General features: G+C 60.6%; 13 protein-coding genes, 1 other RNA gene and 2 pseudogenes. 7 read left to right on the plus strand and 9 right to left on the minus strand.

The window, feature by feature from the left end; genetic code table 11:
- Positions 1-89: 89 nt before the first annotated feature.
- The 3 genes from MF410_RS04205 to MF410_RS04215 all read left to right on the plus strand — a co-directional run bounded on the left by MF410_RS04205 (position 90) and on the right by MF410_RS04215 (position 6,568).
- A complete protein-coding gene (locus MF410_RS04205) occupies positions 90-1,124 on the plus strand; it encodes an aldo/keto reductase (protein ID WP_097628282.1) in 1,035 nt (344 codons plus the stop codon).
- A 240-nt stretch (positions 1,125-1,364) separates the two neighbouring features.
- A complete protein-coding gene (locus MF410_RS04210) occupies positions 1,365-2,777 on the plus strand; it encodes an FAD-linked oxidase C-terminal domain-containing protein (protein WP_097628283.1) in 1,413 nt (470 codons plus the stop codon).
- Positions 2,778-2,866: 89 nt separating this feature from the next.
- Positions 2,867-6,568, plus strand: a complete 3,702-nt coding sequence (locus MF410_RS04215; protein ID WP_097628284.1) for an AsmA-like C-terminal region-containing protein — start codon at positions 2,867-2,869, stop codon at positions 6,566-6,568.
- A gap of 17 nt (positions 6,569-6,585) precedes the next feature.
- On the opposite strand, the gene MF410_RS04220 is transcribed toward MF410_RS04215, so the two are convergent.
- The 4 genes from MF410_RS04220 to ssrA form a co-directional block, all read right to left on the minus strand.
- Entirely contained in the window at positions 6,586-6,810 is a 225-nt protein-coding gene (locus tag MF410_RS04220; RefSeq protein WP_097628285.1) for a ribbon-helix-helix domain-containing protein, read from the minus strand.
- A 164-nt stretch (positions 6,811-6,974) separates the two neighbouring features.
- Positions 6,975-7,169 (minus strand): DUF4169 family protein, encoded by a 195-nt coding sequence (locus MF410_RS04225; RefSeq protein ID WP_097628286.1) that lies wholly within the window; start codon positions 7,167-7,169, stop codon positions 6,975-6,977.
- 49 nt (positions 7,170-7,218) lie between these two features.
- Positions 7,219-7,734, minus strand: a complete 516-nt coding sequence (locus MF410_RS04230) for an SspB family protein (RefSeq protein WP_239620190.1) — start codon at positions 7,732-7,734, stop codon at positions 7,219-7,221.
- Between the two features lie 425 nt (positions 7,735-8,159).
- Positions 8,160-8,512, minus strand: a transfer-messenger RNA (tmRNA) gene (gene ssrA, locus MF410_RS04235).
- Positions 8,513-8,580: 68 nt separating this feature from the next.
- Here ssrA and MF410_RS04240 point away from each other — a divergent pair.
- Both MF410_RS04240 and MF410_RS04245 read left to right on the plus strand, forming a co-directional pair.
- Positions 8,581-9,011: pseudogene (locus MF410_RS04240) on the plus strand (two-component sensor histidine kinase); the annotation flags it as partial.
- Positions 9,012-9,093: 82 nt separating this feature from the next.
- Entirely contained in the window at positions 9,094-9,312 is a 219-nt protein-coding gene (locus MF410_RS04245) for a hypothetical protein (protein WP_239620192.1), read from the plus strand.
- A gap of 171 nt (positions 9,313-9,483) precedes the next feature.
- Here MF410_RS04245 and MF410_RS04250 read toward each other — a convergent pair whose 3' ends face one another.
- Together MF410_RS04250 and MF410_RS04255 are read right to left on the minus strand one after the other, a co-directional pair.
- The gene (locus tag MF410_RS04250) at positions 9,484-9,771 is read right to left on the minus strand and encodes a DUF6522 family protein (RefSeq protein ID WP_097628289.1); all 288 of its coding nucleotides are present in this window, start codon (positions 9,769-9,771) and stop codon (positions 9,484-9,486) included.
- On the minus strand, positions 9,768-10,103 hold the full coding sequence (locus tag MF410_RS04255) for a metal-sulfur cluster assembly factor (RefSeq protein WP_131711344.1): 336 nt from the start codon (positions 10,101-10,103) through the stop codon (positions 9,768-9,770). The genes MF410_RS04250 and MF410_RS04255 overlap by 4 nt, the downstream gene beginning before the upstream one ends.
- A 330-nt stretch (positions 10,104-10,433) precedes the next feature.
- On the opposite strand from MF410_RS04255, the gene hemN reads away from it, so the two are divergent.
- Positions 10,434-11,786, plus strand: coding sequence for an oxygen-independent coproporphyrinogen III oxidase (gene hemN / locus MF410_RS04260; RefSeq protein ID WP_097628291.1), 1,353 nt, complete (start codon positions 10,434-10,436; stop codon positions 11,784-11,786).
- 193 nt (positions 11,787-11,979) lie between these two features.
- Here the strand turns inward: hemN and MF410_RS04265 are convergent.
- The 3 genes and pseudogenes from MF410_RS04265 to MF410_RS04275 form a co-directional block, all read right to left on the minus strand.
- A pseudogene (locus MF410_RS04265) lies at positions 11,980-13,084 on the minus strand (VWA domain-containing protein); the annotation flags it as partial.
- Between the two features lie 54 nt (positions 13,085-13,138).
- Positions 13,139-13,312, minus strand: a complete 174-nt coding sequence (locus tag MF410_RS04270; protein ID WP_179867158.1) for a hypothetical protein — start codon at positions 13,310-13,312, stop codon at positions 13,139-13,141.
- 94 nt (positions 13,313-13,406) lie between these two features.
- A complete protein-coding gene (locus MF410_RS04275; RefSeq protein WP_097628319.1) occupies positions 13,407-13,958 on the minus strand; it encodes a NorE accessory protein for nitric oxide reductase in 552 nt (183 codons plus the stop codon).
- Positions 13,959-14,434: 476 nt separating this feature from the next.
- On the opposite strand from MF410_RS04275, the gene MF410_RS04280 reads away from it, so the two are divergent.
- A complete protein-coding gene (locus tag MF410_RS04280; RefSeq protein WP_097628293.1) occupies positions 14,435-14,923 on the plus strand; it encodes a hypothetical protein in 489 nt (162 codons plus the stop codon).
- Positions 14,924-15,031: the final 108 nt, after the last annotated feature.

The raw sequence follows: 15,031 nt of genomic DNA on the forward strand, positions 1-15,031 counted from the left end.
GAATTTAAGTCACAGATGATTTGCTAATAGGCAATCTATATCACCAGGCGGCCGAGGTCTATCTCAGTGGAAACAAAGGAGACAGATCCATGGACTACAGAAATCTCGGTGCATCCGGGCTCAGAGTGCCTGTGTTGAGCTTTGGCGCCGGCACATTCGGGGGCAGCGGCCCGCTGTTCGGCGCCTGGGGCAATACCGAGGCGGACGAGGCGCGGCGGCTCGTCGACATCTGCCTCGAAGCCGGCGTCAATCTCTTCGACACCGCCGACGTCTATTCGGCCGGCGCTTCCGAGGAGGTGCTTGGCCAGGCGATCCGCGGCCGACGCGACGCCGTGCTGATCTCGACGAAGACAGCGCTGCCGGTGGGCGAGGGGCCGCAGGACTGGGGAACGTCGCGGGCGCGGCTGATCCGTGCCACCGAGGCTGCGCTCAGCCGGCTCGGGACCGACTATATCGACCTCCTGCAACTGCACGCCTTCGATGCCTCGACGCCGGTCGAGGAGGTGCTGTCGACGCTCGACGGGCTCGTTTCCTCAGGCAAGATCCGCTATATCGGCGTTTCGAATTTTGCCGGCTGGGAGCTGATCAAGTCGCTCGCCGCTGCCGAGCGCCACGGCCATCCGCGTTACGTCGCCCATCAGGTCTATTATTCGCTGGCCGGGCGCGATTACGAATGGGAGCTGATGCCACTTGGCGCCAACCAGGGCGTCGGCGCCCTCGTCTGGAGCCCGCTCGCCTGGGGACGGCTGACCGGCAAGATCCGCCGCGGCCAGCCGCTGCCCAGGGAGAGTCGGCTGCACGAGACGGCGCAATATGGCCCGCCCGTCGACGACGAGAAGCTATTCGACATCGTCGAGGTCCTGGATGCCATCGCAACGGAAACCGGCAAGACGGTGCCGCAGATCGCCATCAATTGGCTGCTTGGGCGACCGACGGTATCGAGCGTCATCATCGGCGCCCGCAACGAGGAACAGCTCAGGCAAAACCTCGGCGCGGTCGGCTGGAGCCTGTCGAAGGAGCAAATCGCAAAGCTCGACGCCGTCAGCGCTGTAACAGCGCCCTATCCCTATTTTCCCTACCGGCGGCAAGAGGGTTTCGCGCGGCTCAATCCGCCGATCGTCTGAGCATGTCGCGCAAAAGTGTGCAACGCGTTTGCGACTATGACGTGCGGAAAACAAAGGGCTAAGGCGCCAAGAGCGAATCTGAAAGATCGTGACGCGCTTAAGGCGGCGGACCGGCGTATAACAAAAAGGGAATGAGATCTTCTCCCAATCTTAACTGGACAGCCGCTTTGACTTGCCGCATACCCAGCCTGACCCCATGGGACACGACATGCCCCGTGGAATGGCAGGGAGATCAAAGGGATGGCGTTGAAGGACGCGAAGGCCGGTACACGCAACGAGGCGGGGATATCAGCTGTGCTCGGCATTCTCAAGCAGAGCTTCGGCGAGCGCTTCCAGACCGGCCAGTCCTTCCGCGAACAGCATGCCCACACGACCACCTATATCCCGCCGCAGCTGCCGGATGGTGTGCTCTTTGCCGAGAGCGCCGAAGACGTGAAGGCGGCGGTCAGGGCGTGTGCGGCCCACAAGGTGCCGGTGATCGGTTTCGGCGTCGGGACCTCGCTGGAGGGCCAGGTCAATGCCGCCAATGGCGGTATTTCGATCGATTTCAGCCGTATGAACCAGGTGCTCGAGGTCAATCCCGAGGATCTCGACTGCACTGTGGAGCCGGGTGTGACGCGCGAGGCGCTGAACATCCATCTGCGCGATACCGGCCTGTTCTTCCCGATCGATCCCGGCGCCAATGCCTCGATCGGCGGCATGGCCTCGACCCGGGCGTCCGGCACCAATGCCGTGCGCTATGGGACGATGAAGGACAATGTGATTGCCGTCACCGCCGTCACCGCCAATGGCGAGGAAATCCGCACGGCCCGGCGCGCCCGCAAATCTTCCGCCGGCTACGACCTGACGCGGCTCTTCGTCGGCGCCGAGGGCACGCTTGGCATCCTGACCTCGGTGACGCTGCGCCTGCAGGCGATCCCGCAGAAGATCGCCGGCGGCGCCTGCGCCTTTCCGAGCGTCAAGGCCGCTTGCGACGCCGTCATCATGACGATCCAGATGGGCATCCCGGTGGCGCGCATCGAGCTGCTCGATACGGTGCAGATGCGGGCCTGCAATGCCTATTCCAAGCTTTCCTATGCCGAAAGCCCAACGCTCTTCCTCGAATTTCACGGCACCGACGAGACGGTGCCGCTGCAATCGTCAGCCTTTGGCGAGATCGCGGCGGAATGCGGCGGGGGCGAGTTCCTGTGGACCGCCAATGCCGAGGAGCGGACCAAGCTCTGGAAGGCGCGCCACGATGCCTACTGGTCGGCAAGGGCGCTGGCGCCCGGGCTTGCCGCACTTTCGACGGATGTTTGTGTTCCGATATCGCGGCTTGCCGATTGTGTTTCCGAAACGCAGGCCGATATCGAGGCCCAGGGGCTGCTCGGCCCGATCGTCGGCCATGCCGGCGACGGGAACTTTCATGTGCTGCTGTTGTTCGATGACAAAAGCGCCGAAGACATCGCCAAGGCCGAGAGCTTCGTGCAGCGGCTCAATCGGCGAGCGCTCGACATGGACGGGACATGCACCGGCGAACACGGGATCGGGCAAGGCAAGATGGCATTCCTCGAACAAGAGCTGGGGGGCACGGTGGATCTGATGCGACAGGTGAAAAAGGCGCTCGATCCGGACAATATCTTCAATCCCGGCAAGATTTTCCACCAGAGCTGAAAACGGAATATTCTCATGAACTTGGGCCTTGCCCCCGGCATGAATAGCGCTAGTGTCGGCAACAGAATGCTGAATGGAGAATCCTTGCGTTGGTAGGCCGGTTCCTCGTCTTTCTAGGGGGAGTGATCGTCGTAGTGCTGTTTGTGGCGCTGCTTGCGCCGCTGTTCATCGACTGGACGGATTTCCGCAAGAATTTCGAGGATCAGGCAAGCCGCATCATCGGCAAGAAGGTCACCGTCTACGGCACGGTGGATGCGCGTCTCCTGCCGTTTCCGTCGGTCACACTTCATGACGTGCGCGTCGGCCAGGAGGCGGACGGCACGCCGATCGTCAAGGTCGAGCAGTTCTCCATGGATGCGGAGCTCGCGCCGTTCCTGTCGGGTGAGGCGCTGATTTTCGACATGCGCGTCGTCAATCCGAAGGTGCGCCTGAGATTGCTCAAGGACGGCACGCTCGACTGGATGCGCGGCAGCCGCGCCGAAATACCCGCGAAAAACGTCGTTCTCGAAAACGTGCATGTCAACGGCGGCGAAGTCGAGTTCATCGACGACCAGTCCGGCCGCTCACGCCGCATCACCGGCCTCAATGCGGAAATGTCGGCCAAGTCGCTGGCCGGCCCCTGGCGCATCGAGGGCAATGCGGCGCTTGACGGCGAGCACGGCAGCTTTTTGATCTCGAGCAGCCAGCCCGACGAAAAGGGCGTGCTGCGCATGCGCACGAAGCTTTCGCCGGACAAGCACCCCGTCAGCATCGATCTCGATGGCGAATTGAAGCTCGTCGACAGCAAGCCGAACTATCAGGGGCAGCTTTCAGCGGCGATCGAAAGCGGCAACAGCGCCAAGCCCGCCAACAAGAAGGAGCAGCCGCCGCGCGTCAAGGGCCGCTTCGAGCTCACCAATGAACGCATCCGCATTCCCGAATATCGGATGGAGATCGGACCGACGGACGATCCCTACGTCATAACCGGGGAGGCGACGCTGGATACGGGCAATGCGCCGGAATTCCTGTTGACCGCCGACGGGCAGCAGATCGACGTCAACCGCATCGGCAATCAGGGCGAGGCCGGCAAAACGACCCGCGATCCGGCGGTTTCGGCGCGCCAGCGGCTGAATTCGCTAATTGATGTCATCGCACAGGTGCCGATCCCGCAGGTGCCGGGCAAGGCAAGTGTCAAGCTGCCGGCGATCGTCGCCGGCGATACGACGCTGCGCGACGTGCAGTTGGAGCTCGAACCGGCCGGTACCGGCTGGATGATCGACAGCGCCACCGGTACGCTGCCGGGGCGGACACAGGTGGAAGGCAAAGGCAAACTCCTGCTGCAGGGCGAAGCCTCGTTCAATGGCCAGATCGTAGTGGCGTCCAGCCAGCCGACCGGGCTTGCCTCCTGGCTTGCCGGCTCGGTCGATCCGGCCATCCGCCAATTGCGGCAGGCGGGCTTTTCCGCCAATGTCAGCCTGACACCCGAATTGCAGCGTTTCGAAAATCTTGAGATCGCTATGGGGCCGGCGACGCTGAAGGGCAGGCTGGAGCGACAGGCGATCTCCGGCCAGACGCCGACCCTATCGGTGGCCCTGAATGGCGACACGCTCGATCTCGATGCGCTGCAGGCGCTGAGCGGGCTGATGACCGGCCAGGATGCCGGCGACAACGTGCTCGACCACAAGATCGCCGCCCAGCTGAAGGCCGATAAGTTCACTGCCTTCGGCGTCGATGCCGAGAATGTCGAGACCACCTTCACGATCGCCGACGGAGAGCTTGCCGTCGACCGGCTGTCGATCAAGAATATTGCAGGCGCTGAACTGACGGCGACGGGCAGGGCGGAAGGCTCGCTGCTCGATTACAAGGGCGCCGGCGAGATCACCTTCAAATCGGCCGATCCCGGTGGCTTTTTCACCATGCTGCGCGAGCACCTGCCGCATCACCCGGTGCTCGACCGGCTGGTGCGCAATGCCGGCTGGTACGGCAACACGGCGCTGCGCGGCGCGCTGACGCTCGGCGGCGACGAAGGCAACGCGCTGACGGTGACGCTTGCCGGTGTGGCGAACGGCAGCCGCGTCAATCTCGATTACCGCATGTCCGACCTGCTGGCGCTGACCGGCAACGGTACGACGAGCCTTGAGGCGACGCTCGAAAATGCCGTGCCGTCGATCCTGTTCGGCCAGGCCGGGCTCGATCCGCTGCCGGTCGATGTCGGCGCCAACGGCCGCCTAACGCTGAAGGTGAAGGCATCAGGTAACGATCCCGCCGATGCGGCGCTAACCTTTGCGACCGACCGGACCTCGTTTACAGCCAATGGCAAAGTCGATGTCCGGCCGGAAACTTTCATGAACGGCAAGATCGCGCTTTCGCTCGACAGCGCCGATATCGACCCCTATCTCATCATGAACGGGATCGCCCTGCCGCAGACGGGAGCCGGGCTGCCGTTCGGCCTGCAGGTCAATGCCCGCGTCGACAGCGACAAGATCGTCTTTTCCGATCTCAAGGGGCATGCGGCCGACAACGAGTTTTCAGGCGCGCTGAGCTTCGACCGGAGGGCTGCGAAGACGACCGCGACCGGCGACTTGACGCTCTCCAAGGCGGATGCCGGCTGGCTTGGCGAGGCAGTGTTCGGCCAGATCGTTGATCCCGCCAACGGCGCGCTGACGACGGCGCCGCTCGGGCTGCCCGTCTTCAAGGATCTCGACGTCAACGTGAAGCTGACCGCCAAGCAGTTCTGGCCCGGTCTGCCGGAGACGGCGGTCACCGACTTTACCAGCAACGTTGCCTACAAGGGCGATGAGTTGCAGCTTAACGACATGGCCGGCAACTGGGATGGCGGAAAGCTCTCCGGCAATCTGCTGTTCACCAATGCCGACGGCACCGGTTTCCTGCAGACGAAGCTTGCGCTTGCCGATTCCGATGTTGCCGGCGTCGTCTGGCTGCGCGACGGCGCGCCGATCGCCAACGGCAAATTCGGATTGTCGCTGTCGATGGAGGCTTCGGGCAAGACGATTGGCGAGATTGCCAGTTCGCTGAACGGTTCGGGCGAACTTAGGCTCGGCGAGACCAGCATACGCGGACTGAACCTCGCCATCCTTCCGCCGCTGCTTGCCGCGACCGATACGATGCAGGAGCAGATTAATGCCGGCAAGGTGCATCCGATTATCGAGACGCTGCTCAGCAACGGAGAGGCGAAGCTGCCGCCGCTCGGCATCCCCTTCAATATCACCGACGGGACACTGCGCGTGCAGAATGTCACCGTCGCCAACGATCTCGCCCGCATCACCGCCGATGCGCAGATCGCGCTGCCGGAGGAACGGATCAGCGCGACGCTAGGCGTCGGTCTCAATCCTGGCACGGAAGCGCTGTCCGGCGCCGAGCCGTCGCTCAGGCTGAATTTTTCCGGCATGCTGCCGTCGCCCGGCAAGACGATGGATGTGACCGATATCACCAGCTACCTGTCGCTGCGCGCCTTCGAGCGCGAGCGCCGGCGCGTCGAGCGGTTGCAGGCGATCGTGCTCGAAAAGCAGCGGCTGCGCCGCGAGGCGGCGCTCTACCGCTTCAATGACGCTCAGCGCGTCAGGGCGGCCGAAATCGAGCAGCAACGGCAGGCGGAGGAAGAGCGGCTGCGCGCATTGGCGCAGGCTGCGGCCGCGCAGAAGGCTCTCGCGGAAGCGGAGGCTGCACGCGCGGCGGAGGCCAAAGACGAGGCGGATGCACAGGCGAGGGCCGCCGCGGAAGCGGCCCGGCGCGGCGGGCCGCAGCCCGGTTCGCTCAATTTTGACCAGGTGCCGGGCGTTCAGGCGCAATGATAATGCATGGAATTTGATTATAATCCGCGGCCAGCGCCGGCCTTCGCCCAGGCCAGCACGTGGAGCCGCAGCGCCGAGGACAGGTTGCTGTCCGACGGCCGATGGTCATCGATTTCGGAAATGAGAGCGGCAAGCGGTATCGAACGGCTTGCGGCGATCGCCTTCAACTCGTCCCAAAACTCGTCTTCCAGCGAGAAACTGGTACGGTGGCCGTGCAACGTCGCAGAATGCTTGCGTATCATGAAGCGGCTTCACGTCTAATTGGCTGGTAGATCGATTCAAGGAAGCTGCATAAGTGGCTGATCTCAATGCATGTCGCCCGGAAGTGTGCGGCGGTTCCGGGACGACGACATGCATAAAAAATCTTCACACTGTATTCCGGCGGCTCAAGCTTTGCGTGAAAGCTTCACGCGCCGTCGTCATCAGTCTCGAGCCGGCCGTCGCGATGGGTCTTGTCGGCCTTCTCGTTCATGCTGCGGGTGAGTTGCTTCTCAGCCTTGGTGCGGCCGAAGGAAATGCGGTTCTGCTCGGCCTGCGCCTCCTTTTCTGAGCGGGCCTGCTTCTTGCGGAATTGGCGGAGATTGACGATTTCGGCGCTCATGCGGGCCCCTTAATCCTTATGAAAAAGGGAGGCTTGGCCTCCCTTCAAATCACTGCTTCTTGCGGAAGGAGTTGAGCGAGACGACCGAACCCGGCTTCTTCTCTTCGCCATCGCCGGGTTTTGCGCCCGCGGCCTCATCGGGCTTTGCTGCGGCGTCGACGGGATACGCGGTGATTTCACCGGACGGTAATTCCTCGCCATCGGCGAGCGGCACGTCGAATTCGAGCTCGAAGTTGACGGAGGGATCGTAAAAGCCGCGGATCGCATTGAACGGGATGACCAACTTTTCCGGGACGTCGGAGAAGGAAAGGCCGATCTCGAAATGCGACTCGGTAATTTTCAGATCCCAAAACTGATGCTGGATGACGATGGTCATCTGCTCGGGATATTTCGATTTCAGGTGCTGGGAGATGCGTACGCCGGCAGCACCTGTGAGGAAGGTGATGAAGAAGTGATGGTCGCCGGGCAGGCGGCCCGTCGCTCCGACTTCCGCCAAAACCTTGCGGATGACGCCGCGAAGTGCATCCTGTGCCAGAATGTCGTAGCGGATATGATCCTGCCCCATGCTTTTCCTGTCTTTCGTCGGTTCGGAAGTCTTTTCACAAGGTTATATGCCACGTCCGGGCGCCTTGGGAAAGACCGGAGCCGAGTCACGTTTTTCAGCAGCATACATGATTTCGGCGGCAGGGAGAAGGTGAAGGCTTCTGTTGCCACGTGCCTTCGGACCCCGCCTAGAGGTGCGAACCACTAGGACTTTGATTGAAGTGTCACGCACCCTTGTCGATCCTGTTTCGCCCCCATCAAAAGCCGGCCTTCGCGGCCGCCGGTTTTTGGTGGAGGCGCCGGGTACCAACGCTTATGAGAACATGACGATTGTTAGTTCAAGATAAGTGTCTGAAAATAGGAAAAAAGATAGCTACTCGTTGACTAATTTTAGTCCACATCACCATAGCGTCATTCAATCAAAGGCAGCAGGACAGAGAGGGGAAAGGTGGAGGTTTCTGTTGCCAGGTACCTCCGAACCCCGCCTTAAGGTGCGAACCCCAAGGGCTTGATTTGAAGTGTCACACTGCGATTAAGCAGCGAGACGAGCTTCCGCATAGTTGTCGTTTGCAACTACTATTTTGACCCGATAACGGTGGTATCATGCCGAGCACAGCTTTTGTCTTTCAATGCCAGTCGATCCCATGTCGCCCCCATCAACAGCCGTCGCGCCGGCGGTTGTTGGTGGAGGCGGCGGCGTCGAAGCCGCGTCCTGCACATCTATTGCACAAAAGGTTTAGCACCATGTCTTCTTGCGAAGCACTAACTACATAGAATTGTACCGATCGAATATCAAGGGGAAACGGCTAAAGAGTGTTCCTCGTGGTACTTGACGGTCACGAGTTCCGGGCGCTTCGCTTCAAAATGTGTCGCCCATGTTGTGATCGCGGTCAACCGCGCCTTCGAGCGGGTCGGAGAGCTAATGAAATCACAGAAGATCCTAACATCCGGGATTGCACATGAGATCTGCACGCCGCTTGCGGTTTTGAAGCTGGAACTCGGCCGTATAGACCATCCCCGCGCCAGGCAGGCGGAGGCCAATCTCGACGATCTCGTTCGCTTCGTCGGTCCGCTCACCGCTCTCGCGCGGTTGGACGGTTTTGACCATAGCACTTTCGAAGACATCGACCTCATCGAGCTAGGCTCGTCTATCGTGGCTCAACTCGCTCCATGGTCTATGAGAACAACCATTCACTGGAGTTCTCTTCGCAGGTCGAGTCCGCTCTGCTGCGGGGTGCCCCAGCCTTGTTGAGAGACGCGCTCCGCAATTTGATCAAGAACGCCGTCCGGCACACGCCACCCCAATTGATCGAAGGCGCCTTTTGCCACCGGAACTTGATCAGCGCTCATACGTTGAGCGCGGAGACCATGGAGACGCGAGATGCCTCGGTTGATTTCATTCATGCTCACCCGCCTCGCAGCCGGTGCTGGGCTGGGGTGTGCGGTCGGGTTCGTTGTTTGGAACAACAGGTTTGCCGGAATGTACTCAGCGGGTCCGACGGATTATTACGTCGCGCAGGGTTTGTTCGTGTACCTGTTCGCCAGCATGCTGGGCGTTGGGTATCTGATTACGGCACTCATGCTCGAAGATACCCGATAGACGAGTGAGGGTCCGCCGGCCTCCGGCACCTTGCCGAACACCCTGTCGACCTTGGAACGAAACCGAGGATGAACCAGGCATCCTCTATTGCTGCCATGCCTCCCGCGACGAAGTACGTGTGGAATATGGATCTGGCAGCAGGCGCTGGACTTGATCGTTATTTAGCTGTGATTATCCGCCCGTTTTGCACGAAACGCTTGAAACCCGAGGCACAGCGGAGGCGACGAATTTCATTTCCTCGCTCAGACTCTCACCGCCAATGCCAACGACCGCAATCCAGACCCGATTTCCGAAGCGCACGGAAAAGCGAGTCCTCCCGGCGTCTTCGCCAACGCCGGCCTCGACCACTCCGCGAACCAGACCTCGCCGCATTTGGCTACGAAGCGCGTCGGGCGACAATCCGAAACGTCCGGCCAGGTCGGTTGCGTCAAGCACCAGGCCTTTGAGATCGATGTTCATGGCTTGCGTCCGACCGTAATTTTTACGCTTGGTTGCTTGAAGGAAAATAGCGTCGCCATTTCGGCCGACCATGGAGGCTCGTAGACTAGATCGATGACTACTTCGCCGACGCCGGCGATCGTCCCAACGCGGGTCTTGACTGCCTCGATGATGAAGGCTGACGCCGGACAGAAGCGGGTAGTCGTGGTCATCTCGATCTTGACGACGCCGGCTTCTGTCGTATCGACCTCGTAGATCAGCCCAAGGTCGACAAGGTTCGTTCCGACTTCCGGACCCTCAATCTCCCGCAACGCGGCGAAAACTTGCTCCTTCGTCACATCAGTTGCCGGCATCTGCGGCGTCCCGTTTGGAAGGGCATCCCGCCATTTCGCAGGATCTGTCCTACGTCAAGCTCACGAAGCTGGACCATTGGCATGACCTTTCTTGTTGGCGGCGAAGAAGAACGCCGGCTGTTGAAATGCGTGCCTCTTTGTATTGGGATCCACGTTCGCAGGAGAGTTGGCGAGTGCGAGTTCCCAAGATTTTAGCGCTCTATCGCATACGGTTGGCACAGCGCGGGCTGGGCGTTTCGGCAAATTGTTCGCGGCGTGATTGATCCATGACAACGAGTAGGCGCTCGCCAAGGCGCATAACGCATCACACGCTTTTTTGAGGATGCGAAAATGTCCGACGCCCTTGTCGACAAATACGGCGACGCCCGACTACCCCGCTACACCAGCTATCCAACAGCGCCCGCCTTTTCTGATGCCGTCGGATCGCAGGAATATTCGAACGGCCTGGCTGGCTTGAGGGGCACGGGGCCGGCCTCGCTGTACCTGCACATCCCCTTCTGCCGATCCATGTGCTGGTACTGCGGTTGCCACACGACCATCACCAAGCAGGACGCCCCGATCCTCGACTACCTTGAGGTGATGACCAAAGAGATTGGAATGGTTTCTTCGGCTGCCGGAAACAATTTGCCCGTCAAGAACGTGCATTTTGGCGGAGGGACCCCAACGATCATGAAGCCGCACGAGTTCAAAGCGCTTATGATGACGCTTACGAATAGTTTCGCCTTCGAAAACGACTGCACTGTCGCGGTCGAGATCGATCCACGAACGTTGACCAGCGAGATGATCCTAGCGCTCGGAGAAAATGGGGTGAACCGGGCAAGCCTTGGCGTCCAGAGCTTTGATCCGGTTGTTCAGAAAGCCATCAATCGCATCCAGACGTTCGGCCAGACACAGGCGGCAATCGTCGGACTGCGCGCCCATGGCGTGACGAGCACGAACTTCGACCTGATTTACGGCCTGCCTCATCAGACTGTCCAGTCGTGCGTGGATACGGTGAGGCTTGCGGTGAAGCTTCGCCCCGAACGGTTCGCCGTGTTCGGCTACGCACACGTTCCTACTTTCAAAAAGCATCAGCGTCTGATCGACGAATCAGCACTTCCCGACGCCCGGCAACGTAACGAGCAGGCAGAAGCGATCGCGTCTGAACTTGTCTCCGCCGGATATGTCCGCGTCGGCCTCGACCACTTTGCATTGCCGGACGACCAACTCGCCGTCGCTTCCGCTTCAGGTACGCTGCACCGCAACTTCCAGGGCTATACGACCGACGACTGCGATACCCTCATCGGTTTCGGCGCTTCGGCGATTGGTCGCCTGCCTGCTGGATATTTCCAGAATCATGTCGCGATCGGCCGCTACGCCGAGATGGTTTCCTCCGGAGTTCTTCCCACCGCGAAAGGATACGTCCTTACCGCGGAGGACAAGCTCCGGGCGGCTGTTATCGAACGGCTCATGTGCGATTTCGAAGTTGACTTCGGAGCGTTGAGCAATACGGCCGGGTATGACCCGCGCCTTCTGCTCGAACGGAACGATCGGCTGGACGCTCTGGTTTCCGATGGCGTGGTGACCGTCGACGGAAGCCGCGTGCTCGTTAGCAAGAATGCCCGGTTCATGGTTCGGGCCGTGGCTGCTGCGTTTGACGCCTACTTCGGTTCTTTGGGGCGTAGTCACAGCAAGGCCGCTTGATGCGACGGGTCGTCCTGGAGCGCGGGCGAAAGCGCCCGACCCTCCCATCGACGGCTCCCGGCTTCGGGGGCTTTCCGCGCAGAGCCTGAATGGCAATTTCCTCACCGTCCATCGACACGCTGTTTCTCCCGGCGCCCTGGCACCGCCGGGTACGTCGATCTGTGCCCTGGCGTAGCCGGTGGGAAGTCCTGACCTAGGTCGTCAGGTTGCGGTAAATCGATGGCAGCGCGCTCGGAAGCTTAGCGATGTTGGAGACCAGGGAGAACCCTTCGCGCCCAAAGATGACCGGCAGATAGTCGCCGGCGTTCTGATCGACCGTCACCGCGAACACTGCCCGGCCTCTGCCACGCGCTTCCATGACTGCCTTCCGGCAATCTTCAAGCGCGAACCGGCTCTCGTAGTTGTCGACGTCGTTGGGCTTTCCGTCCGTCAGGATGAGCAGCAGTCTCTTCCGCGTTCCGTGCCGGTCGAGCTGCGTGGAAACGTGCCGGATGGCGGCGCCCATGCGCGTGTAGTAGCCGGGCTTGAGGCTTGCGATGCGGTGTGCGGTGGCGGCGGAGAATTTTTCGCTGAATCCTTTGATCGTTTCGACCCGAACCCAGTTGCGTCGCCTTGAGGTGAACGTGTGGATCGCGAAGCTATGGCCGCAGGCGTCAAGGCCGCGGGCAAAGATGTCGAGGGCCTGCATTTCAACGTCGAGAACCCGCCTATTGTCGATCCAGGAATCGGTGGATAGGGAGACGTCGACCAGGATGGAGGTCGCAAGCTCGTGCGCAGCGGGGCGAGTGATCTCATCAAGTTCGTCGGATGCGCTCGCGTCCTCGTCCTCACGATCGTCCGTTGGCCGGTCGACGTTGACCATATCGCCATGGCGAGGATCTTTTAGAAGCGGTTGATAACTAAGGGGTTGCGCTTGCGGTCGTCGGCGTCCTTTGCCCGTCGGGCCTCTTGAGATGGTCGGCTGGCAGTCTGCTGATCGCCGCCTTCGGACGGCAGGTTTTCGCGGTCCGACGCGCCGGGGTCGTCCAACTGTTTGAAGTCTGGCCAGATCGCTAGCCCACGGGGGCGGCCCTGAACGCGGGCCGCACGCTGTCGGCGAGTGGCTGATCCAAGGGCGACGAGAGGACTGCCTGGACCAGCCGCTCAATTTCGCTTTCGACGAATGGAAGCTTCCCTCTTCGTCTACATGCCAGGATAGCCAGGCTCAGACGGACGTACCGCTCTTTCATGCCTGGAAAAGCTTCAATGACGCAAGCCGCGGTGGCTCGGCTCAGTTCTATTCGGGCAATGTCGGCGAGTGCCACGTCCTGTGGCATGTGTTCGATGTGAAACCGCGAGAACGCGATGTCAGGTTAAGCCATTAGAGCCTTCGTCAGCGCGATGGCGAGCACGGCACTTGCCCAGGCGACAAGCGCCCGCCCAATTGGAGAGTGGTGTTGTCGCTCTCCCAGGAAGTCGAGGACGACGAAGCGCACTTTCCACACTCCGATAACTGTGACGATGACCGCGAACGCAAATTTCGGCATCGCCGCCTGAACGTGCCCGGCGGCTGAAACATACGATGTAAGCGCCAGAAGCTGGCAAACGCCCTCGAAGGACGGGTACTGGCACGCCCTGTATTCATAGAAGACAGACCACAGGAAGCATCACCAGCCAGTCGATATCGATCACGTGCCAGAGCGTCGTCAACAAATGTACATTCTGAGGTGACGGGAAGCGGGCGACGAGCACGAGCAGCAACGCCCCGAACAGGACATGCGCTATATGGAAGCCGGTGATCAGAAGATATAGTTGCGAGAAAGTGTCTGCGGCAAGCAGCGAGACTCCTTCCAGCCGATATTCATAAAGCTTCAGCGCTACAAATAAAAAGCCGCCACCCGCCGCTCCGAGCAACATCAGGCACTGGCTCCGCTGATGCCAGCAGCTTGCGGCCTTTACCGCAAACCACCCGCTGGTCAGGAGGATAATGGTGTTGGCGAGGGCGAGCGTCTGATGAAGCCTCGCCGCTCCCTTGGCGAATTCATCGGGGTGTATCCACGAGGCGATGACATAGGCCGTCAGCAGCGCACCGAATGCCGCTAGTTCGCTCCACGCAAGTATCCACACAAGAAGGTCGCCGCCGTCCGACGCGGTTCGGCCGTGCACATCCTGGTTAACGTCGGTCGAAGTCATGATGTGAGCTTGGGGCCGCGATGGCATCGTGTGTTTGCGGGAACGCAAACAGGACCTCATCCAATCCCGGCGGAGAGCGATGCGACAGGTCGGCGTCGTGTCATACGGCTGCGTATTATCACGGAGGTCGATTGGACCTGGGAGCGTCTTCCCGATGACGCAGCTCTTAAAATTCGGCTGCCGAGCGGTCTGTCGTCTGCCAGCCCTTTCCGATGATGACCAGGTTCGCAGCCCCAGATGAGAGGTCGGGGCTTAACTCAATCCATCTTTGATCGATCTCAAAGAAGGTCTTCCGGGGACCTCCTATTGTCGCCGAAAAGGAGAGCCGGATGACTGATGCTCAAATCGGACTGTCGATAGCGACCCCTGTCATCGTGACGTTTGCGATAGCGCTCTTTCGTATGGGCGTCCTGCGGCGTTGTGACCGCCGTCCTGGCCATTGCGATCGCCACCAGCCTTTTCTGCAGAGATAGGACATGACGAACATTCTTACGGAAAATTTTCCCGAGCTCGAGGCCTGCTACGGGCAGCTCATGGGCTGGTGCGATCTACTCGAAGCCATCGCCGACTTCCTGCCTTGCCATATCGAAGACAGACTATGCGAGACCATCATCCACGGTCTCGTTCCCCTTCTCAGCACAACGCATCTGCTGGAGGCGCGAGTCGTTTCATCGCACCTGGGTTTGATCATGATCGATGACGAGCTGACGGAGGCTGTCGAGCGCCGCAGGACGAGCAGACTGTTCGATGCCGACGCCGCGCAGGAAGTCGTCGACGCGATTTGCGCGCTGAAGGCGGGACGATGCCATCTCTCCTGGGATGCGATTGGTTATCTTTTACGCTCGTTCTTCTGTTCCATGCGTCGGCATATTAAAGCGGAACGGGAAATCGTTCGCCAGATCCTGAAAGCATTGGAAAGACAGGACGCGCAGCCAGTGTCTGTGGCCGTCATCGAGGCAGCCTAGAATGCCTGTCGTTTGGTGGCAGTCGCAGCCCGATCGCGGTTTTTCACGACAATCCAGCTTTCGTCGATGCGGAATGGTCGAGCCGATTTCCGGATGTCCGTTGCGCTC

The sequence above is a fragment of the Rhizobium sp. C104 genome (assembly GCF_022354505.1).
Classification (GTDB): domain Bacteria; phylum Pseudomonadota; class Alphaproteobacteria; order Rhizobiales; family Rhizobiaceae; genus Rhizobium; species Rhizobium redzepovicii.

Bases quoted from the DNA above. Each gene is read 5' to 3' on its own strand.
- MF410_RS04255 (WP_131711344.1), bottom strand. From the start codon at position 10,103: ATGCCGGCAACTGATGTGACGAAGGAGCAAGTTTTCGCCGCGTTGCGG.
- MF410_RS04275 (WP_097628319.1), bottom strand. From the start codon at position 13,958: ATGACTTCGACCGACGTTAACCAGGATGTGCACGGCCGAACCGCGTCG.
- MF410_RS04250 (WP_097628289.1), bottom strand. From the start codon at position 9,771: ATGAACATCGATCTCAAAGGCCTGGTGCTTGACGCAACCGACCTGGCC.
- MF410_RS04230 (WP_239620190.1), bottom strand. From the start codon at position 7,734: ATGGGGCAGGATCATATCCGCTACGACATTCTGGCACAGGATGCACTT.
- hemN (WP_097628291.1), top strand. From the start codon at position 10,434: ATGTCCGACGCCCTTGTCGACAAATACGGCGACGCCCGACTACCCCGC.
- MF410_RS04220 (WP_097628285.1), bottom strand. From the start codon at position 6,810: ATGATACGCAAGCATTCTGCGACGTTGCACGGCCACCGTACCAGTTTC.
- MF410_RS04210 (WP_097628283.1), top strand. From the start codon at position 1,365: ATGGCGTTGAAGGACGCGAAGGCCGGTACACGCAACGAGGCGGGGATA.
- MF410_RS04270 (WP_179867158.1), bottom strand. From the start codon at position 13,312: ATGCCGAAATTTGCGTTCGCGGTCATCGTCACAGTTATCGGAGTGTGG.
- MF410_RS04225 (WP_097628286.1), bottom strand. From the start codon at position 7,169: ATGAGCGCCGAAATCGTCAATCTCCGCCAATTCCGCAAGAAGCAGGCC.
- MF410_RS04205 (WP_097628282.1), top strand. From the start codon at position 90: ATGGACTACAGAAATCTCGGTGCATCCGGGCTCAGAGTGCCTGTGTTG.
- MF410_RS04245 (WP_239620192.1), top strand. From the start codon at position 9,094: ATGCCTCGGTTGATTTCATTCATGCTCACCCGCCTCGCAGCCGGTGCT.
- MF410_RS04280 (WP_097628293.1), top strand. From the start codon at position 14,435: ATGACGAACATTCTTACGGAAAATTTTCCCGAGCTCGAGGCCTGCTAC.